The sequence below is a fragment of the Lysobacter sp. GCM10012299 genome (genome assembly GCF_042649405.1).
In the GTDB taxonomy this organism is placed as follows: Bacteria; Pseudomonadota; Gammaproteobacteria; order Xanthomonadales; family Xanthomonadaceae; genus Lysobacter_J.
The window spans coordinates 492314-512462 of record NZ_JBHRZC010000001.1; the positions used below are offsets into that span (position 1 = coordinate 492314).

The following is a 20149-nucleotide window of genomic DNA, read 5'->3' on the forward strand; positions in this document are numbered from 1 at the left end:
CCCCCGGAAGTCATGCCCATGCCGCAGATCCTCCCCCGCCGCCTGATCGATCGCCTCGGCGCCTTCGGCTCGCTGCTGTGCGCGATCCACTGCGCGCTGCTGCCGGTGCTGATCGCGACGCTGCCGTCGCTGGGTGTCGCGAGCTGGCTGGGCAGCAGTTTCGAGGCGGGTTTCGTCATCTTCGCCACCGGGCTGGGGCTCTTCAGCACGTTGTGGGGCTATCGCCGCCACCATGGCCTGCGCGCCCTCTCACTGGTGGTGCCGGGCCTGGCGTTGCTGTGGCTGGGCGTGCTGTACCGCCCGCTGCATGAAACCCTGATCCCGCACGCCATCACGATGACTCTCGGCGGCACGCTGGTCGGGTTGGGACATCTGGCGAATCTGCGCCTGGGCCATATACACGACGCTACGTGCATGCATTGAGCTGAAGCGGGTCATCCCGGCGCAGGCCGAGACCCCAGGCCCGGAGCCCATGCCGGCACCCGCGTGATAGACTTTGCGGCCGCGCATTCTTATAACGCCGCACCCTTCGTGCGGATTTTCGATAGTTCCAGGAGCACGACCATGGGTAAAGGCGACCGCAAGACCGCCAAAGGCAAGCGCTACAACTCCAGCTACGGCAACGCCCGCAGCAGCTCGACCGTGACCAAGGCCACCGGCAACGCCGCTGCGCCGGTCGCCAAGAAGGCGACCAAGACCGTGGCCAAGGCCCCGGCTGTCAAGAAGGCCCCGGCCAAGAAGACCGCTTCCAAGGAATAAGCGCCCCGGCGCTGTTCCGAACGAAAAAGCCCCGCTGACGCGGGGCTTTTTTGTGGGACTGACGAGCGAGAAGCAGCGTCCATCGGTTCCCGCCTTCGCGGGAACGACCACTACCGCGCGGTCGCGGCCTTTTCCACCGCCGTCCAGACCCGCAGCAGGTTGCCGCCGAGGATCTTGCGGATGTCCGCATCCGAGTGGCCACGCGCCTGCAGGCCGGCGACCAGGTTCGGATAATCGGCTACGGACTTCAGCTCGACCGGCAGGTTGCCGCTCACGCCGTCGAAGTCCGAACCGATGCCGACATGGTCGATGCCGATCAGCTTGACCGCATAGTCGATCTGGTCGAGCACCGCCTCGATATGCGTGACCGGCATCGGATGCGCATCCTTCCACGCTTTCTCGAAATCGTCCTTCGAGCGTGCCGGCTTGCCAGCCGCGACCAGCGCCGCATTCTCGCGATCGAAGTCCGCCTCGGCCTGGAATGATGCCTGCAGATCCGATGCTGCCTTCGCATCGATGAAGCCCGTGCCGAACACCAGCTGCACCACGCCACCTTCGGCGGCAACCGCCTTGGCCAGCTCGTCGCTGATGTTGCGCTCGAAGCCCGGCGTGAAGTGACGCATGCCCGAATGGCTGGCGATCACCGGCACATCGGTCGCGGCCAGCACATCGCGGATCGAATCGTCCGACAGGTGCGAGACATCCACCATGATGCCGAGGCGATTCATCTCCGCCACGACCTTCTCGCCGAACGGACTCAGGCCGCCCCACTTCTTCTGCAGCGCGTAGGACGAATCGCTGATGCGGTTGTTGGCGCTGTGGGCGAGGGTGATGTAACGCACGCCGCGCTTGTGGAAGGCCGCCAGCTGCGACAGGTCGGCGCCGATCGGCGCGCCGTTCTCCATGCCCAGCGCCAGCAGCACCTTGCCGCCGCTGCGCAGGCGCGCCACGTCGGCCGGCGAGGTCAGCTTGGCGAACTTGTCCGGATGGCGGCCGACCATCGCCTCGACCGCGTCGATCTGCGCGTTGGCGATCTGCCAGGCCGTGCCGGCGTCGTCCTCGTCGGGCGAGGTGTAGATCGACATGAAACCGATCTTGAGCCCGCCCTGGCGCGCGCGCGGATAGTCGAACTCCTTCTTGGGCGTCGCCTCTCCCAGGTCGTCCCAGTGCGACATCAACTCGCCCGGCGCATCGATGTGCGTGTCGACGATGATGGCGTCCTGCGCCAGCTTGTGCGCAGCGTCGCTGCTGGCGGCCAGTGCGGGCGCGGCGGCGATGGAAAGGGTCAGGCCGAAGACGAACGGAAGACGCATGCTTTTATCCCCAGGTGAGCAGCGATTGGAATCGGTGTTGTTCAGATGACGCGGTGTCCGCCAGCGTAGACCGCCTGCGCCAGGCGACCACCGAGCCAATAGCACAGGTCGGCGGGGTGGTTGATGTTCCACAGGGTGAAGTCGGCGCGCGTGCCAACGCGCAGCACGCCGCGATCGTGCAGGCCGAGCGCTCGGGCGGCGTGGACGGTGGCACCGCGCAAGGCTTCTTCCGGGGTCAGGCGGAAATGCGTGCAGGCCAGCTGCATCGCCTGCCGCAGCGATTGCAGCGGTGACGTGCCCGGGTTGCAGTCGGTGGCCACCGCCATCGCCACGCCGTGCTCGCGGAACGCGTCCAGCGGCGGCAGCCGGGTTTCGCGCAGCACATGGAAGGCGCCCGGCAGCAGCACCGCGACGGTGCCGTGGGCGGCCATCGCGCGCACGCTGTCGAGGCTGGTGTGTTCGACGTGGTCGGCCGAGAGGCCATCGAACGATGCCGCCAGCGCGGCACCGCCGAGGTCGCTGAGCTGGTCGGCATGCAGCTTGACCGGCAGGCCGAGTGCGCGCGCCGCCTGGAACAGCTTGCGCGTCTGCGCGGGGCTGAAGCCGATGCCCTCACAGAACGCATCGACCGCATCCACCAGGCCGTCCTGGTGCAGGCGCGGCAACCATTCGATCGCCGCATCGATGTAGTCGTCGCTGCGACCGGCGTATTCGGGCGGCAACGCGTGTGCAGCAAGGTACGTGGTGCGCACGCCGATGCCGAGCTGTTCGAGCCGGCGCGCGACGCGCAGCATCTTGCGCTCGTTCTCGAAGTCCAGGCCGTAGCCGGACTTGATCTCCAGCGTGGTCACGCCGTCGGTGATCAGCGCGTGCGCACGCGGCAGCGACTGGCGCAGCAGTTCGCTCTCGTCGGCGGCGCGGGTGGCGGACACGGTGGAGAGGATGCCGCCGCCGGCGCGGGCGATGTCCTCGTAGCTGGCACCCTGCAGCCGCATCTCGAACTCGCGTGCGCGATCGCCGGCGAACACCAGGTGGGTATGGCAGTCGACCAGGCCGGGCGTGATCCAGCCCTTGGCTTCGATCACCTCGCGCGCGAGACGTTGCGGCGCATCGGGCAGGTTGGCGCGCGGGCCGACGAAGGTCAGCAGGTCGTCTTTCCAGGCAAGCGCGCCGTCGACGATTTCGGCATAGCCCTGGGGCGAGTCCAGCGTGGCCAGGGAAACGCCGAGGACGATGCCGTCCCAGGCCGGTGGGGTGCTTGCGGTCATGCCAGCGATTCTAGGCGACAATCCACGCCATGAAGACACTCGACGCCGCGATGCTGTGGACCCCGGATGGCTGGCAGGCCGATGCCGGATTCGACATCGACGACCAGGGCCGGATAGTCGCAGTCGACGCCGCCGAACCGACCGCCAGCGCCAGCTGGATCGTGCCCGGCATCGCCAACCTGCACTCGCATGCGTTCCAGCGGGCGATGGCCGGCCTGGCCGAGCGCCAGACCAACCCGGAGGACTCGTTCTGGACCTGGCGCGAGACCATGTACCGGTTCGCCGCACGCTTCAGCCCGGAGCTGTTGCAGGCCGTCGCCGCGCAGCTCTACGCCGAGATGCTGGAAGCGGGCTACACCACCGTCTGCGAGTTCCACTACCTGCACCACGCGCCGGACGGCCGCCCGTACGACGACCCGGCGGCCATGTCGCGCGCGCTGATCGCTGCCGCGCGCGAAACCGGCATCCGCCTGACGCTGCTGCCGGTGCTGTACATGACCGGCGGCTTCGACGGTCGCCCGCTGGGCGAGCGCCAGCGCCGCTTCGGCCACGACCTCGATGCCTACCTGCAACTGATCGACACGCTGTGCGAAGAGGCCGCGCCGGACCTGCACATCGGCTGCGCACTGCACAGCCTGCGCGCAGTGCCGGCCGATGCGATGAAGGCGGTGCTGGCCGCATTGCCGCCGGCGATGCCCGTGCACATCCACATCGCCGAACAGGTCGGCGAAGTGCAGGACTGCCTGGCGATCCGCAATGCGCGGCCGGTCGAGTGGTTGCTCGACAACGCCGCGGTCGACCAGCGCTGGACCCTCGTCCACGCCACCCACCTGACCGCGGCCGAAGTGCAGGGCATCGCTCGCAGCGGCGCCACGGTGGCGATCTGCCCGACCACCGAGGCCAACCTCGGCGACGGCCTGTTTCCGCTGCGCGACTATCTCGCCGCCGGCGGACGCTGGGGCATCGGTTCGGACTCGCACATCTCGGTGTCGCCGGTGGAAGAGTTGCGCTGGCTCGAGTACGGCCAGCGCCTGATCACGCGCCATCGCAACATTGCCGTGCGGGCGACCTCGCCCAGTGTCGGCGAGACGCTGCTGCAGGACGTTTCGGCCAGTGCTCGCCAGTCGACCGGGCATGCGATCGGCCGCCTTGCCGTCGGCGAGCTCGCCGATGCGGTGGTGCTCGACACCGATGCGCCGCCGTTGTTCGGCTTGTCGGCGGCCGATGCGATCGACCGCTGGATCTTCAGCGGCAACCGCAACCTTGTGCGCGACGTGCATGTCGGTGGACGACGCGTGGTGGCCGGCGGGCACCATGTGCAGCGCGATGCGATCGCCGCCCGCTACCGTGCGGCGATGTCGCAGCTGATGGCCTGAGGCAAGTGGTTTAAGCGCCGAACAGGTCGGTGCTGGCGGGCAGGGCGCCTTCCATCTGCAGCAGGAACTGTTTGGTCGGCAGGCCGCCGCCGAATCCGGTCAGGCTGCCATCGCTGCCGATCACGCGGTGGCACGGCAGGACCAGCGGCAACGGGTTGCGGCCGTTGGCCGCGCCCACGGCACGCACCGCGCTCGGCTTGCCCACCTGCTGCGCCAGTTGCGCGTAGCTGATGGTTTCGCCGTAGGGGATCGCCGCCAGCGTGTGCCAGACCTCGCACTGGAAGGCCGTGCCTTGCGGCGCCAACGGCAATTCGAACTGGCGGCGCTCGCCGGCGAAGTATTCCTCCAGTTGCCGCCGTGCCATGCGCAGCAGCGCGTTGTCGCCTTCGTGCCAACCGGCATCGCGTCGCATCGGGTGGCGCGGGGTGTGGAACTCGATCAGGTGCATGCCGCCATCGCTCGCTGCCAGCAGGAGCGGGCCGACCGGGCTGTCGATGGTGGTGTGCACGATCACGGTGTCTTGGCCGGCAGTGGCGCGGTCATCGTGTCGCGCCACAGGTGGATGACCGCGTAGCCGCGCCAGGGTCGCCACGCCTGCGACGCCGCTGTCAGTGCCTTCGCAGTCAGGCGGGATCCGTCGGCGGGAACCGCGCGCTGCAGGACCAGGTCTTCGGCGGGGAACGCGTCGGGGTGGCCTAGTGCGCGCAGGGCGATGTACTGCGCGGTCCACGGTCCGATCCCGGGCAGGGCCACCCAACGCGACGCGAAATCGTCGAGCGTGCGCTCGGCGCGGAAATCGACGCGGTCGTCGAGCAATGCGCGTGCGACGGTGCGTACCGTTTCGGCACGCGCACGGGTCATGCCGCTTGCGCCCAGGTCGGCATCGGCCAGTGCCTGCGGCGTCGGGAACAGATGCTCCAGGCCGGGTGCGAACGCTTGCGGCAAGGGCTGGCCGAATCGCTGCGCCAGGCGCGCGGCGACGGTGCGTGCCGCGGCGACGGAGACCTGTTGGCCGATGATCGCGCGCACGGCGATCTCGAATCCGTCCCAGCCGCTGGGCAGGCGCAATCCGGGGCGCTTCGCCAGCAGCGGTGCGAGCCTGGCGTCACTCGACAGTGCCGCGGCGATCGCCTGCGGATCGGCATCCAGATCGAACATGCGGCGCAGGCGTTGCACGATCTCCAGCAGTCGCGTCGTTGCCGGGCCGGACAACTCCAGCTTCAGCGCATGCTCACCACCGGGCCATGCGCTCACGCGCAGCCACCCGGCCTGCTCGATCGGACCGATCACGCGCGAGTAACTGTGCACGTCGACGACCTCGACGCCGGGCAGGGCGCGGCCGCGGAGGAAGTCGAGCATTGCCTCGAAGTCGTAGGGTGGGCGATACCCCAGTCGCAGCGTCAGCGGCTGGTTGTTGTCGTGGCGCACGTGTTCGCGCTGCTTGCGCAAGTCACGCGGCGCCATGCGGTAGGCCGCGCGGAATGCATCGTTGAAACGGCGCAGGCTGCCGAATCCCGATGCCAGCGCGACCTCGGTGATGGGCAGCGTGGTCTCTGTCAGCAGCTGCTTGGCGAACAACAGGCGACGGGTGCCGTGCACGCCGATCGGCGCCACGCCGACACGTTCGACGAAGAGCCGGCGCAGTTGCCGTTCGCCCAGTCCCACGCGTTCGGCCAGCGCGGACAGTGGCTGTTCCGCCAAAGCGCCGTCGTCGATGAGTTTGAGCGCGCGTGCCACCGCGGCATCGCCACGCCGCCAGCTGCCGTCATCGGGCGACAGCTCGGGTCGGCAACGCAGGCACGGACGGAAGCCGGCGGCTTCGGCGGCCGCGGCATGGCGGTAATACGTGACCGTCTTCGCCATCGGCGCGGGGCAGACCGGACGGCAGTAGATGCGCGTGCTCGGCACCGCGGTGAAGAACAGGCCGTCGAAGCGAGGGTCGCGACTCTTGCGCGCCTGCTCGCAGACCTGCCAGGCGGGCAGGATGTCGGAGTGGCTGGGGGAAGGGGTCGGCATGGGTGCAGGCTAGCACCGTGGATGGGCTCGGACTGGCCGGATTCGGACATGGATGTGGCGTCTGCCCAGGCGCCGGCTTGTGGGCCGGCCCCGGCTGACGACCCGACTCTGTAGAAGGAAGCAGGGCCGAATCAGGGGGATGGACGCGTTCTCGCTTTGCTGCGCAGCGACAGGCAGTAGCTGATCGTGACCACGATTCCCAGGATGACGGCAGCCGAACCTCCCACTACGGCTACCTGTGTCGGGGCAAACACCCAGAGCGCAGCGTAGATGAGCCCACTGAGTGCCATCGACCAGCCGCCAACGCGCGCGGCCCGGCGTGCCGAAGCGTTGGGAACGAACTTCTTTGGCATCCGGTTGCCGAACCAGGCGACCATCAAGCCAATGGCGCACATGACGATTCGCGTGACCGTCTCGTCTTCGATGTAGCCCAGGGTGCGTGCGTACTTCGCTGCAAGTGCGAGTACCACGATGCCGATACCCCACGCGAGGTCTGAAGCCAGCTCTCTGTTCATCGTGCTCTCTCCTTCCTGGACTTCGATTTCCCGGCACCAGCGCCGAAGGAATGGACGAAGCCGAGCAGTGCGTCTTCCAGCACCGTCAGCTTCAAGTGGTAGATGACGGACTTGCCGGCCTTTTCCGCGTGGACCAGGTCCGCCTCCTTCAACACCGCGAAGTGGGCGGACATCGTCGGCTTGGAGACGTCGAAGTGGTCGCTCAGCTCCCCCGCGCTCAGCGGGCCTTTGCGCAGGAGTTGCAGCACCTGTCGCCGGGTGGGGTCGGAAAGGGCTTTGAATACCTGGCTCATAATGCGATAGTTAGCTAACTATCGAAATATGTCAAGCGCGCTCGCCTGCCTCGGAACAGGGGCGCTAGGGCTGCTCGCGCAATGCCGGCAGCAGTGCCGCCGCATCGCCATCGTTCGGCGCCGCTGCAATCCCCAGCAGCTTGGCAAGCAGGGGATAGACATCGACATTGTCGAACGCCGGCAACACCGCGCCACTGCGGAACGACGGGCCGCGGGCGAGGAAGATCGCCCGCATCGACGGCAGCGCCGGGTCGAAGCCATGCGAGCCGCGGGTGATGCCCGGCGGGCGCTCGGCGACTTTTTCGCGCGCCAGTGCGTCCCAGCCTTCGTGCATCTGGCAGATGATCGGCGGTACGCGCGGGTTGCTGCCGTAGTGCCAGCGCTCGGGCAGTTCTTCCTTGCGCCAGCAATCGTAGTGCGCGTGCGCGCCGAGCAGCTGCTTCTCGACGACGGCCTTGCGCCCGCGCCTGGGCGCGATGCCGATCGACTGGCCGACCGACACGACCGTGGCGTCTTCCGGCGCGACCATGTCTTCCACGGCGATGACGTGTCCGGGGCCGACCCTGGCCATGCCGTGGTCGGAGACGACGATCAGGTTGATGCGATCGAGCTGGCCGCGCGCCTCGAGGCGATCGAGCAGGCGGCCGATCGCGGCATCGAGTTCGATGATGGTCTGGCGCACCTGCGGCGAATCCGGACCGTAGTCGTGGCCGGCGACGTCGAGCTGGTCGAAGTAGAGCGTCGCCAGTTGCGGTCGCGTCGCCGCCGGTTCGTCCAGCCATGCCAGGACCTTGTCGACGCGGGCATCGGCGCCGAAGGCCTTGTCGAACGGCATCCAGCGCTGCGGGCGACGGCCCTTGATCGCCGCTTCGCTGCCCGGCCAGAACATCGTCGCGGTACGAAGCCCGGCCTTGTCCGCGCCGACCCAGATCGGCTCGCCGCCCCACCACTGCGAGGTGCCGACGGCGGCATGGTCGGACGCCCGGAACGTGCCGAGGCCGTCGTCCCACATGCTGTTGTGGACGATGCCGTGGTGGTCCGGACGCAGCCCGGTGACGAGCGTGTAGTGGTTGGGGAACGTGAGCGACGGGTAGGAAGGATTCATCCACTGCGCGCGCACGCCCTGTGCGGCGATGCGCGCCAGGTTGGGGGTGATGCCCCGATCGAGGTAGTCGGCGCGGAAGCCGTCGATGGACACCAGCAGCAGGCTGTCGGCGCGGGTCGACAGGTTCGTCGACGACGCGGGTGCCACCGCTGCGCGCGGCGGGGCACTGGAACAACCGGACAGGGCCGAAGCGAGGGCGAGGCAGGCGGCCGCGGCCGCGAAACGTATCGATGGCATCGGGCGATGATAGCCAGCCTGTGTTGCGGCATGACTTTAGTCGCTGGTCGCCGGCGCCGACCTTGCCGATAGTGGCGCCTCGTCCGAGGAGCGTCGCCATGAAGCCAAAGGCAGTCCGTCACGCAATGGTCCCTGCAGGGGTTGCCCTGTTGCTGGTGATTGCTTCCGCCAGTGCGCAACAGCCGGTCAAACCCGCGCCGGTGGCGCGCATGAGCGCCGAGGAATGCCAGGTCTGGGCGCGCGAGCTGAGTTTTGCCCAGTCGGTAGCCGACCACGATGCCGTGGCGTTCGCCTCGCACCTGGAGCCGCAGGCGGCGTTCGGAGCCAGCGGCCCGGAGCCGACCCGGGGGCGCGAGCTGATCGCCAAGCGCTGGGCGGGCATCGTCGAGGGCAAGCGCTTCAAGCTGGCCTGGTACCCGACGCGGACCACGATCGGCGGCGTTGGCGACATCGCCTGGTCGAGCGGTCCCTCTTTGTTTGAGGACGCGGACCCCAAGGCCGAGCATCGCTACCGGATCGGGGCCTTCAACTCGGTCTGGCACCGCGGGGCGGACGGTGTCTGGCGGGTCCTGTTCGACGATGGCGTCGAGCCGCGCCCGGTCGGCGAGGCCGAGGCCATGGCCTTCCGCGATGGCCGCAGGACGACCTGTCCACAAGGCTGACGACGGCCTAAACGTCCGGCCGCGCGCACCTGCCGCGGTGCCGTTGCCGGCGTATCGTGGAATCGCGGCAATGCCCGCCGCAGTGTCATTGGTACCTTGCCAGGAGGCGATGCCATGAACCGCACGACCCCCACGTTGATCGCGGCCTGCCTGATGGCCAGCGCATTCGCGGTGTCTGCGCAGTCCGCGCCGGCGACGGCGCCGGAGCAGGCCGATCCGCAGCTCGCAGCCCAGGCCGACCTCGGCCAGAGTGACGCGACGCCTGCCGTCACCGACAACCAGGCGCCTGGCGACAAGCTCGCCGCGCAGACGCCTTACAACTGCCTGCGGTACACCGGCTCGCGCATCCGTACCGCCGATCGCAAGACCGGCAAGCCGGCCTGTGCACAGGGGCCCGGTCGCACCTACGGTCGTGACGACCTTGAACGTACTGGCCAGGTGGACCTGCACGACGCATTGCGCCACCTCGACCCGTCGATCAAGTAAGCACTGACCGATGCTCGGGAAGTTGTCATTGCTGCTGGCTGTCGCGTGGGTGGCCTCGCCGCCGCTTCACGCGCAGTCGAACTCGCTGCAGCGGCCACCGCTGGTGGCGCCGATCCCGCCGCCGTCGTCGCCGGTGGGCACCAGGCCCACGCGCGCCGGCAGCGACGCCGCCAAGCTCAGCCGCGACATCGACGCGGCCAGTCGCCGCGTGCAGGCCGACGGCGTGCGCAACGATATCGACCGCGCCGACCAGCAATTGCAGGACGACCGCGCGCGCCTGGATCGCGACCGCGGCGCCAATCCCACGCGCAGCAACGAGCTGCGCCAGGAATACGACAAGAAGCAGGCCGATCACGATGCCTGGCGCCAGGGCAAGGAAGGCGAACTGGAGCGGATCGAAGCCGAGCCGGTGCCGGCGCCACCGCCGCCGAACGATATCCCGCCGGTGCAACCCCGAGTGAGGATTCCGTAGTCCGCCGCTACCGCTGCAGGCCCGTCATCAGGCGTTGCAGCGACGCGTCGTAATAGCGGCGGAATGCCGCCTCGTCGAAACTGAAACGCCCGGCGCGATACAGCGCGATCAGCCCGTGCGTGTGCGCCCACAGCGTCATCGTCACGTCCCAGACGTCGTCCTTCCTGAGCACGCCTGCACGCATCGCATCCTCGACCGCATCGGCGACGACGTTGAGCGTCGGCGACAGGCGTGCATGGAAGTCCTGCGGGAACCTGCGCGCATCGTTGCGCGGTGTCGAGAAGGCGTGGTCGAAGCGGTGCGGGTAGGCGAGGGCGAAATCGAGGTAGATGCGCTGCACGGCCAGCAGTCGTTCGCCGACGTCGCCGCCGCTGCCGCGCGCGTGCCAGTGCCGGGCGATCGCGTCGAAGCTGTCGTCGCTCATGCGCTTGAGCAGCGCCTCGCGGTTGGGGAAGTGGCGGTAGATCGCCATCGGCGTCAGGCCGACCGCGGCGGCGACACGGCGCATGGTCACGCCTTGCGCACCTTCACGGTCGAACAGCGCCTGCGCGGCGCGCAGGATGCGGGTGGCGGTGTCGGTGCCTGCATGTTCGGAGCGGCTCATGTATACAGCGTATACAAAACCGCCCGATGTGGCGAAAACCGGGCACGAAAGGCACGGTTCGCGCGGTGCTGGCGGCATTCCGCCGCAAACGCGGCGCGATAATCCTTCTCCAGTCATTCAATGCCGCCATGCCCCCGCATGGCCGGCCGTCGCCCAGCCGGAGTCGTCCGATGTCCACCCGCAAAGATCCGTCCCGCGTCATCCGCGCCCCGCGCGGTACCGAGTTGAGCTGCAAGTCGTGGTTGAGCGAAGCCGCGTACCGGATGATCCAGAACAACCTCGACGCGGAAGTGGCCGAGAGCCCGACCGAGCTGGTGGTGTACGGCGGCATCGGTCGCGCCGCGCGCGACTGGGAAAGCTATGACGCCATCCTCAAGTCGCTGCGCGAGCTGGAGGACAACGAGACGCTGCTGATCCAGTCGGGCAAGCCGGTGGGTGTGTTCCCGACGCATGCCGATGCGCCGCGCGTGCTGCTGGCCAACTCCAACCTGGTGCCGCACTGGGCGACGTGGGAGCACTTCAACGCCCTCGATAAGAAGGGCCTGATGATGTACGGGCAGATGACCGCCGGCAGCTGGATCTACATCGGCAGCCAGGGCATCGTCCAGGGCACCTACGAAACCTTCGTCGAGATGGGCCGCCAGCACTACGGCGGCAGCCTCAAGGGCAAGTGGATCCTCACCGCCGGCCTGGGTGGCATGGGCGGCGCGCAGCCGCTGGCGGCGTCGCTGGCCGGTGCCTGCAGCCTCAACATCGAATGCCAGCAGAGCCGCATCGACATGCGCCTGCGCACGCGTTATGTCGATGAGCAGGCCAGCGACCTCGACGACGCGCTGGCGCGCATCGAGAAGTACTGCGAGGCCGGCGAGGCGAAGTCGATCGCGCTGCTGGGCAACGCGGCGGAGATCCTGCCGGAGCTGGTGCGCCGCGGTGTGCGTCCGGATGCGGTGACCGACCAGACCAGCGCGCACGATCCGGTCCACGGTTACCTGCCGATCGGCTGGAGCGTGGAGCAGTGGCAGCGCATGCAAGTCGAGGATCCGGGTCGCGTGCGCGATGCCGCCAAGAAGTCGATGCGAACGCATGTCGAGGCGATGCTGGCGTTCGAGGACATGGGCATCCCGGTGTTCGACTACGGCAACAACATCCGCCAGATGGCCAAGGACGAGGGCTGCGAGAACGCGTTCGATTTCCCGGGCTTCGTGCCGGCGTATGTGCGTCCGCTGTTCTGCCGCGGCGTCGGTCCGTTCCGCTGGGTGGCGCTGAGCGGCGATCCGGAGGACATCTACAAGACCGACGCGAAGGTCAAGGAGCTGATTCCGGACGATGCACACCTGCATCGCTGGCTCGACATGGCCCGCGAGCGCATCAGTTTCCAGGGCTTGCCGGCGCGCATCTGCTGGGTCGGGCTGGGGCTGCGCCACAAGCTTGGCCTGGCGTTCAACGAGATGGTGCGCAATGGTGAGTTGAAGGCGCCGGTGGTCATTGGTCGCGACCATCTCGACAGTGGTTCGGTGGCGTCGCCCAACCGCGAGACGGAGGCGATGAAGGACGGCAGCGATGCGGTCAGCGATTGGCCGTTGCTCAATGCGATGCTCAATGTAGCCGGCGGCGCGACCTGGGTGTCGCTGCATCACGGTGGCGGCGTCGGCATGGGTTATTCGCAGCATTCGGGCGTGGTGATCGTGTGCGATGGCAGCGAGGAAGCCGACAAGCGCATCGCGCGCGTGCTGTGGAACGATCCGGGCACGGGCGTGATGCGTCACGCCGACGCGGGCTACGACATCGCCAAGGCGTGCGCGAAGGAGCAGGGCCTCAAGCTGCCGATGGTGTGAACCGTCGTCCCGGCGAAGGCCGGGACCCACTTTGGCTTTGGCTTTGGCTCTTGCTCCGTCGTGGCGTCGTCCGCCGACCCGGGGATTGCTCCGCCCCTTAGTCAGACATCCTGTCTGATGCGGGGCGCGGGACATCCATGTCCCGCTGCGGATCAATCCCCGGCCCGTCGAACGACGCTCCGGCATTTCATTGCCCATTCTTCGATGACGCCCATCAACCCGTCATTCCCGCGAAGGCGGGAGTCCAAGGACGTTGCTCCCCGCCTTTGAAACCACCTCATCCTCCCGCGGGAGTCCGGGACCTAGCTCACCGAGCAGACGTGCGAATGAGCGAGGGCACGGACCCCGTCCAGGGCCTGCACAGTGCGAGTCCGACCCTCGCAGACGCATCACGCGCGCACTGCGCTCCCACCAGAAGTCGAAGTCAATAAAACAAAGACAGCTTCCGGAAGGAGGGGGTGGGGTGTATTTCGCGAACAATCACGGAGCGAAGCGGAGGTTCGCGGAATACACCCCACCTCCTCCCCCCACTGACCACGCGACCACGCGACCACGCGACCACGCGACCACGCAGCGATGCCAACACAGGTACGAACCCTCCCCAACCTTGGGTAGGCGCTTCGATGGCACCAGCGCTTAGCGTTAAAGGGCAGTTAATTCGCCCAGAACGCAAAGCGGAGGTCCACCATGAGTCCTTGCCATTCGCGATCGTCACTGCGGCGCGCGCCGCTGCCGGCCAGCATCGCCCTGGCGTTGCTGCCGGCTCTGGCCGGTGCGCAGCAAGCACCTGCACCAGCAGCGCCGGCCCCTGAAGACACGACCACCACGCTGGATCGCATCGAGGTCACCGGCTCGCGCATCAAGCGTGCCGATATCGAGACCTCACAACCGATCTTCAGCCTCAATCGCGATGAGATCCAGGCGCAGGGCCTGACCTCGATCGGTGATGTGATCCAGAACATCACCGCGAATGGTTCCACCCTCAACTCCGCGTTCAACAACGCCGGCAACGGCGAGACCCGCGTGTCGCTGCGCAACCTGGGTTCCAATCGCACCCTGGTGCTCGTCAATGGCCGGCGCTGGGTGGGTGGCACCGGACTGGGCGGTGCGGTCGACCTCAATACGATCCCGACCGCGGCGGTGGAGCGGATCGAAGTGCTGAAGGACGGCGCATCCACCATCTACGGTTCCGATGCCATCGCCGGCGTCGTCAACGTGATCCTGCGCAAGGACTTCGACGGCGCCGAAGCCAACGCCTACCTGGGGCAGTACGACAAGGGCGACGGCTTCCGCCAGTCGTACGATGTGCTGATCGGTACGACGTCCGATCGCTGGTCGACCATGCTCGGCGTCGGCTACGTGAAGGAGGAGCCGGTGATGGCGGGCGACCGGCCGGAATCGGCGGTGCCGGTGTTCGGTGCCATTCCCGGCACGGGTGGCAGCTTCTCGCCGCCGGACGGCAACTTCTCGTTCTTCCGACCGCCCGTCGACGATGACGACCCCGGCCCGTTCTTCACCCAGCCCAATGGCGACTACGGTTTCTTCATTCCCACGCCCGGTGTGGCGCCTGGCTATCGGCAGAACCAGGGCCTGGCCGACAACTACAACTTCGCGCCGGACAATTACCTGATCACGCCGCAGGAGCGCGTCTCGCTGTTCGGCAGCGGTTCGCTGGAGATCAGCGACCACATCCGCTTCCGGACCACCGTCACCTACAACCAGCGCAAGTCCGAACAACTGCTGGCGGCGGTGCCGCTGGCGTTCGACGCCAGTTCCGGTGATCCCGAAATCATCAGCGCCGACAGCATCTACAACCCCTACGGACGCGACGTCAACGAGATCTTCCGGCGCATGGCCGAGACCGGCGGACGTTCGTTCAATCAGGACGTGCGCACCTTCGCCTTCGATGGCGGCTTCGAAGGCACGTTCGATGTCGGCGAGCGCTTCTTCGACTGGGAGGCCGGTTACTTCTACGGTGACAACAAGGCCAACAACACCACCAACGGCCTGTTCCAGATCAGCAAGGTCGCCAATGCGATCGGGCCGTCGATGCTGGACGCCAACGGAACGTCGATCTGCGTGACCGTTCCCGGTGATGCCAGCACGGTGATCGACGGCTGCGTGCCGATGAACCTGCTGGGCGGTGCCGGCACGTTGACCCAGCCGATGATCGACTACGCCACCTTCACCGCCCACGACGAGTTCTACTACAAGCAGAAGACGTACTACGCCAATGTCGGTGGCAACCTGTTCGACCTTCCCGGCGGTGCGCTCGGCTTCTCGTTCGGCGTGGAGCATCGCACCGAGTTCGGCTACGACGAACCCGACGGGCTGATCAACTCCGGCGACACCACCGGCAATGCGCGAACCGCGACCCGCGGTGGCTACTCGCTCGACGAGGCCTACCTGGAACTGGCGATTCCGGTGCTGGCCGACCTGCCGGGCGCAAAGCTGCTCGATTTCAGCCTCGCCACGCGCTATTCGGACTACAGCAACTTCGGCGACACGCTCAACAGCAAATTTGGTTTTCGCTGGAAACCGATCGAGGACCTGATGATCCGCGGCAACTGGTCGGAAGGGTTCCGCGCGCCCTCCATCGCCGAGCTGTTCGCCGGCCAGGCCGATTCGTTCCCGGCCATCACCGATCCCTGCGCCGGCAGCCTGCAGGGCACGCCCAACAACGACATCCCGGCCGGTTGTGCGGGCATCCCGCAATACAACCAGAACAATCCGCAGATCCGGATCACGGTAGGCGGCAACCCGGACCTGCAACCGGAGCTGTCGACCTCGAAGACGCTCGGCTTCGTCTACAGCCCGTCCTTCGTGCAGGGCCTGGATATCTCGCTGGACTGGTGGCAGGTGGAGATCGACGACGCCATCTTCCTGCAGACCGGGCAGGCCATCCTCGACAACTGTTACCGCAACGGCACCGATGCGGCCTGCGCGCTGATCACGCGCACGTCGTCGGGGCAGGTTAGTGACCTGCTGTCGATCCCGAGCAACATCGGCACCATCGACACCCAGGGCTACGACTTCACGGTGAGTTACCGGATGCCGGAGACCCCGTGGGGCAAGTTCTCCTTCGTCTGGGACACGGCCTACACCAGCGAGCTGTTCATCGACGTCAATGGCGACGGCCTGTTCTCGGCGGACCAGCTCAATGGCGAGTCAGGCAACAACGTCGGCGAGTACTTCGGTTCGACGTTCACCAACAACTGGCGGATCCGTTCCAACCTGTCGGCGCGCTGGGAGAAGGACGACTTCGGTGCGACCTGGTACGTGCGCTACTACTCGCCGCAGGACGAGTTGTGCGTGGGCACGCCGAACGTGCCGGCGGCCCAGATCGAGCGCCTGTGCTCCGATCCCAACCGCTTCACCAACCTCGACGGCGACGACCCCGACCTGCTGCCCGACGGCCCCGCCGCCCGTCCGGAGAACAACATCCCCAGCGCCACGTACCACGACCTGACGGTGTACTGGAACGCACCGTGGAACGCGAGGATCACGCTGGGCGTCAACAACGCCTTCGACCGCGACCCGCCGATTGCGATCACCGCCTTCGCCAACAGCATCGATCCGGCGTACGAGATCGGCGGACGGTTCTTCTACATGACGTACTCCCAGAAGTTCTAGCAGGGGCAGGGGCAGCGAGGCAGGGCGCAAGCCCTTCCTCGTTGCCCCGCGCTGCCAGGCCCGGCGTAGACATGCATGACCTGCGACAGTGGTGCCGGTGAAGTTGATCTAGAATCCTGCCAGGACTCGTTCACGACGGTTCTGGCGCGCAATGCCCAAACAGCATCAAAGCTTGTTGCAGACGTTGCCTTCCCAGCGCGTTCGCGTCGGCGAGAGCATCGTCGACCTCGCCGCGCGCGAAATCACCACCGGCGGAGCGCCGCATCGCGTCAGCCTCAAGGCGATCGACCTGCTGCTGGTGCTGATCGAGCACGCCGGCAAAGTCGTCAGCCGCGAGACGCTGCTCGAAACCGTGTGGCCGGACACCTTGCCCGGCGACGACGTCGTCACCCAGGCCGTGGCGCAGCTGCGCAAGGCACTGGGCAGCGACGAACCCTGCATCGAGACGATCGCCAAGCACGGCTACCGGTTGCTGGCGCCGGTGCAGTGGCTGGACGTGCCCGACGCGGTGCAGGACGAGCCCGTGCCGGCAACGGAGCCTGCAGCGACTGCCACCACGACCGCGCGACCGGCATTGCGTGCAGTCGGTGTGGCGGCAGCGCTGGCGACGCTGGGCCTAGTGCTGTGGCTGGCGATCGGCGCCGACCGCGAACGCGCGCAGAAGGTCACTGGCGGATCCGGCGATGCCGATCCGCCGTTCCTGAAGATCACCTCGGCACCCGGCATGGAATACTCGCCGAGCCTGTCCCCCGACGGCTCGCAGGTGGCCTACAGCGCCTACGTCGATGAGGCCGGCGAAGGGCGCACGGCGCTGATGCTGCAGACGACGGCACCGGTTGAACCGCGGCCGCTGACACACCCGGCCGCGGGCGAGCAGGATGTGATGTCGGCGTGGTCGCCCGACGGCCGCCAGATCGCCTTCTATCGCCTCCGGCGCAGTCCCGACCCCAGTTGCCACGTGATGATCATGGCCTCGGCCGGTGGCGAGCCGCATCCGGTGGCCAGTTGCGAAGTCGACCACCTGCGCAAGTTCAACTGGCACCCTGATGGCCAGCACCTGGTGTTCGGCGCGAGCATTGCCGGGCAGACCGGAGTGAACGCGGTCGAAGTGTTCGACATCGCGGCCGGCACGTCGCGCAAGCTCGACTACACCCACGCGGCCAGCGACCTCGACCTGGCACCGGCGTATTCGCCCGACGGACGCTGGATCGCGTTCCAGCGCAATGTATCGCGCGGCGATCTGTGGCTGGTGGCGGCGACGGGCGGGCAGCCCGAACGGCTGACCCGGATCGAATCCAACATCTATGGCCTGGCCTGGGCTCCGGATGGCAAGTCGATCGTGTTCTCCGCCTACCGCGGCCAGGAACCCTCGCTGCTGCGCCTGGACGTGCAGTCGCGCCGCATCACCGAGCTGGGCGTGGTCAATGCGCGCAACCCCAGTGTCGCGTTGAAGGACGCGTCGGTGGCGTTCGTGATCGAGGAAGCGGCTACCGCGCTGTACCGCATTCGCATTCCGGCGGAGGGCGAGTCGCCGACGTCGCCGGAACCGGTGTTCCCGTCGTCCGGCAGCGAGATGCTGCCGTCGGTGTCGCCCGACGGCCGGCAGATCATGTTCGTCTCCGATCGCACCGGCGATGCGCGACTGTGGTGGGGCGAGATCGGGCGCGCGTCGTCGCTGCGGCCGATCGAGAACTTCGTGCCGTTCCCGCGCCATCCGGTGGCGTGGTCGGCCGATGGCAAGACCGTGCTGGCGATCGGCGCCGATGGCGACAACGAGGCGCTGTACGAGATCACCCCGGCGACCGGAGCCGCGCGCAAGCTGGCGCTGCCGCAGGGGCGGCCGACCTACGGCGCCTACCTGGCCGAGCCCGGCCGGCTGCTGGTGGTGTCCGATCGCGGCGCAGGACGACTCGGGCTGACGTTGTACGCGCGCAGCGCGCAGGACCTCAAGGCGCTGGCCAGCCTCGACGATGTCGCGATGGCGCGCCTGGATCCGTCGTCGCGGCGGGTGCTGTTCTTCCGCACTGCCTCGTGGGGACTGTGGCAGGCCGGTCCGGACCTCGATGGCCCGCGCATCCTCGACGACCTGCACGCCGATCCGGGTGGCACCATGCCGCGGATCGTCCCCAGCGCCGGCTTCTACCTGCAGAGCCGACGGCTGGCGACCTCCGCACGCGGCACCTGGATCGTCGGTGCCGGCGACGGCTGCAATGTCCGCTGGATTGCCGTGAACGCGCCGAAAGGGGGGCGCAGCGGACCGTGCCTGGACCCGCGTGGCGGCGAACTGACCGGAGTCAGCTACGACGCCGGCAGCGGCTGGCTGTACTACTCCTACAGCACGCAGGACGCCAGCGACATCGGCTTCGCCCGGCTGCCGGCGGCCGCGCACTGACGCACGCCAGGCGCGGCAAGGGTTTCAGAACTTCTTCAGGAATCCGATACCGCGATTTCAGCAAGAAATCTCCACAACGGCAGGACATCAGAACCGCGGAATGGGCACATCGACGGCACCCCACACGGAGCGGTGCCATGGCCAGTTCGCGGATGTCGGTGAGTCCCTCGTCGATGCATGCCCCGTTGATGCATGCGCCGTCGATGCATGCCCCTGGCCAGCCCGGGCCCGGATCCACGCTGTCGCCGCATCGCGTCTGGGCCCATGACGGCCAGTTCCGTGGCATCGATGCCGACACGGCGGCGCGGGTGTGCTGGGCCGCGGTGTCGCGGCTGGGCAGCGTGGAGGTGGCGCGCCCGTCGTTCTCGCTGTGGATGCAGATCCGCGGCAGCGCGCAGGTGCATGCGGCCGAGGGCACGTTCCGTCTTCGCACCGGCGCGTGGATCGCGCTCGACAGCGATTCCGCGCCGGAGGTGCAGGCCGACCACAACGGCCTCACCCTGGCCCTGCTGGTGCCGGTCGACCTCATGCCGCTGCTGCAGGACGCCTACCTGTTCGTCGGCAAGGGCAGCATGTCGTTGCGCGATCGCATCCTGGCGCTGCGGCTGTGGCACGGCGCCGTGCGGATCCTGCAGGCGCACGAGCGCGTTCCCGACCGCACCCTGGTGCGGGCGCTGCGTCCGCTGATCCTGCACATGTCGTCGGTGCAGGCGCGGCACGTCGCCGCGCTCGGTCATTGCCCGGGTCATTCACGCACCCGCAAGCGCCGCCTGTTCAACCGCCTGCAGCGGGCGCGCCTGTACCTGGAGGGCAACGCCCACCGCATGGTGCGGATGAGCGAGATCATGGCGATCAGCAACTACTCGCTGTGGTACCTGTCGAAGTCGTTCCACGAGCTGTATGGCGAAAGCGTGCAGACGGCGGCGTCGCGCCTGCGCATCGAGCGCGCCTACGACCTGCTCGAGACGACCTCGATGGACATCACCGAGATCGCCGAGTCCTGCGGGTTCGACAACGCCTGCAGCTTCGCCCGCGCCTTCCGCGCCAAGAGCGGCACCAATGCCACGCAGTTCAGGAGCGCGCTGCGCGACGCGGGCGGCGGCCGCAGGGGGCCGGTGATCTCATCGTGACCGCATGCATCGTGACGGCGTGCATCGTGACGGCATGGTCTTGCCGGGCGTGC

At 67.7% G+C, this 20149-nt stretch carries 18 protein-coding genes; 10 read left to right on the top strand and 8 right to left on the bottom strand.

Annotation, left to right across the window (positions count from 1 at the left end):
* Positions 1-12: 12 nt before the first annotated feature.
* The gene (locus tag ACFOPO_RS02475; RefSeq protein WP_386700498.1) at positions 13-423 is read left to right on the top strand and encodes a MerC domain-containing protein; all 411 of its coding nucleotides are present in this window, start codon (positions 13-15) and stop codon (positions 421-423) included.
* A 141-nt stretch (positions 424-564) separates the two neighbouring features.
* Positions 565-759 carry a 30S ribosomal protein THX gene (locus tag ACFOPO_RS02480; protein WP_241918729.1) on the top strand — a complete coding sequence of 65 codons (195 nt, stop codon included), beginning with the start codon at positions 565-567 and terminating at the stop codon, positions 757-759.
* Positions 760-869: 110 nt separating this feature from the next.
* Here the strand turns inward: ACFOPO_RS02480 and ACFOPO_RS02485 are convergent, their stop codons facing one another.
* Together ACFOPO_RS02485 and hutI are read right to left on the bottom strand one after the other, a co-directional pair.
* Positions 870-2072, bottom strand: a complete 1203-nt coding sequence (locus tag ACFOPO_RS02485; protein ID WP_386700500.1) for a dipeptidase — start codon at positions 2070-2072, stop codon at positions 870-872.
* A 41-nt stretch (positions 2073-2113) separates the two neighbouring features.
* Entirely contained in the window at positions 2114-3340 is a 1227-nt protein-coding gene (gene hutI / locus ACFOPO_RS02490) for an imidazolonepropionase (protein ID WP_386700502.1), read from the bottom strand.
* Between the two features lie 29 nt (positions 3341-3369).
* Here hutI and ACFOPO_RS02495 point away from each other — a divergent pair, with 29 nt between their 5' ends.
* A complete protein-coding gene (locus tag ACFOPO_RS02495; protein ID WP_386700505.1) occupies positions 3370-4716 on the top strand; it encodes a formimidoylglutamate deiminase in 1347 nt (448 codons plus the stop codon).
* A 10-nt stretch (positions 4717-4726) separates the two neighbouring features.
* Here the strand turns inward: ACFOPO_RS02495 and ACFOPO_RS02500 are convergent, their stop codons facing one another.
* The 5 genes from ACFOPO_RS02500 to ACFOPO_RS02520 all read right to left on the bottom strand — a co-directional run bounded on the left by ACFOPO_RS02500 (position 4727) and on the right by ACFOPO_RS02520 (position 8882).
* Positions 4727-5230, bottom strand: coding sequence for a methylated-DNA--[protein]-cysteine S-methyltransferase (locus ACFOPO_RS02500; RefSeq protein ID WP_386700507.1), 504 nt, complete (start codon positions 5228-5230; stop codon positions 4727-4729).
* A complete protein-coding gene (locus ACFOPO_RS02505) occupies positions 5227-6732 on the bottom strand; it encodes an AlkA N-terminal domain-containing protein (protein ID WP_386700509.1) in 1506 nt (501 codons plus the stop codon). The genes ACFOPO_RS02500 and ACFOPO_RS02505 overlap by 4 nt, the downstream gene beginning before the upstream one ends.
* Before the next feature lie 131 nt (positions 6733-6863).
* Positions 6864-7247 carry a hypothetical protein gene (locus ACFOPO_RS02510; protein ID WP_386700511.1) on the bottom strand — a complete coding sequence of 128 codons (384 nt, stop codon included), beginning with the start codon at positions 7245-7247 and terminating at the stop codon, positions 6864-6866.
* Complete coding sequence (locus tag ACFOPO_RS02515) at positions 7244-7540, bottom strand: autorepressor SdpR family transcription factor (protein WP_386700512.1); 297 nt, start codon at positions 7538-7540, stop codon at positions 7244-7246. The genes ACFOPO_RS02510 and ACFOPO_RS02515 overlap by 4 nt, the downstream gene beginning before the upstream one ends.
* A 64-nt stretch (positions 7541-7604) precedes the next feature.
* On the bottom strand, positions 7605-8882 hold the full coding sequence (locus ACFOPO_RS02520) for an ectonucleotide pyrophosphatase/phosphodiesterase (RefSeq protein ID WP_386700514.1): 1278 nt from the start codon (positions 8880-8882) through the stop codon (positions 7605-7607).
* A gap of 98 nt (positions 8883-8980) precedes the next feature.
* Between ACFOPO_RS02520 and ACFOPO_RS02525 the strand changes: the two genes are divergently transcribed.
* The 3 genes from ACFOPO_RS02525 (at position 8981) to ACFOPO_RS02535 (ending at position 10502) form a co-directional block, all read left to right on the top strand.
* Positions 8981-9544: a YybH family protein gene (locus tag ACFOPO_RS02525; RefSeq protein ID WP_386700516.1), complete on the top strand. Its 564-nt coding sequence runs from the start codon at positions 8981-8983 to the stop codon at positions 9542-9544.
* Between the two features lie 114 nt (positions 9545-9658).
* The gene (locus ACFOPO_RS02530) at positions 9659-10030 is read left to right on the top strand and encodes a hypothetical protein (protein WP_386700518.1); all 372 of its coding nucleotides are present in this window, start codon (positions 9659-9661) and stop codon (positions 10028-10030) included.
* Between the two features lie 10 nt (positions 10031-10040).
* Positions 10041-10502: a hypothetical protein gene (locus ACFOPO_RS02535; RefSeq protein WP_386700520.1), complete on the top strand. Its 462-nt coding sequence runs from the start codon at positions 10041-10043 to the stop codon at positions 10500-10502.
* Between the two features lie 7 nt (positions 10503-10509).
* Here the strand turns inward: ACFOPO_RS02535 and ACFOPO_RS02540 are convergent, their stop codons facing one another.
* Positions 10510-11106 carry a TetR/AcrR family transcriptional regulator gene (locus ACFOPO_RS02540; RefSeq protein ID WP_386700522.1) on the bottom strand — a complete coding sequence of 199 codons (597 nt, stop codon included), beginning with the start codon at positions 11104-11106 and terminating at the stop codon, positions 10510-10512.
* A 170-nt stretch (positions 11107-11276) separates the two neighbouring features.
* Between ACFOPO_RS02540 and hutU the strand changes: the two genes are divergently transcribed.
* The 4 genes from hutU to ACFOPO_RS02560 all read left to right on the top strand — a co-directional run bounded on the left by hutU (position 11277) and on the right by ACFOPO_RS02560 (position 20096).
* Positions 11277-12941: a urocanate hydratase gene (gene hutU, locus ACFOPO_RS02545; RefSeq protein WP_386700524.1), complete on the top strand. Its 1665-nt coding sequence runs from the start codon at positions 11277-11279 to the stop codon at positions 12939-12941.
* 687 nt (positions 12942-13628) lie between these two features.
* Positions 13629-16574 carry a TonB-dependent receptor plug domain-containing protein gene (locus ACFOPO_RS02550; RefSeq protein ID WP_386700526.1) on the top strand — a complete coding sequence of 982 codons (2946 nt, stop codon included), beginning with the start codon at positions 13629-13631 and terminating at the stop codon, positions 16572-16574.
* A gap of 172 nt (positions 16575-16746) precedes the next feature.
* The gene (locus ACFOPO_RS02555; RefSeq protein WP_386700528.1) at positions 16747-18966 is read left to right on the top strand and encodes a winged helix-turn-helix domain-containing protein; all 2220 of its coding nucleotides are present in this window, start codon (positions 16747-16749) and stop codon (positions 18964-18966) included.
* Positions 18967-19103: 137 nt separating this feature from the next.
* Positions 19104-20096 (top strand): helix-turn-helix domain-containing protein, encoded by a 993-nt coding sequence (locus ACFOPO_RS02560; protein ID WP_386700530.1) that lies wholly within the window; start codon positions 19104-19106, stop codon positions 20094-20096.
* Positions 20097-20149 lie beyond the last annotated feature (53 nt).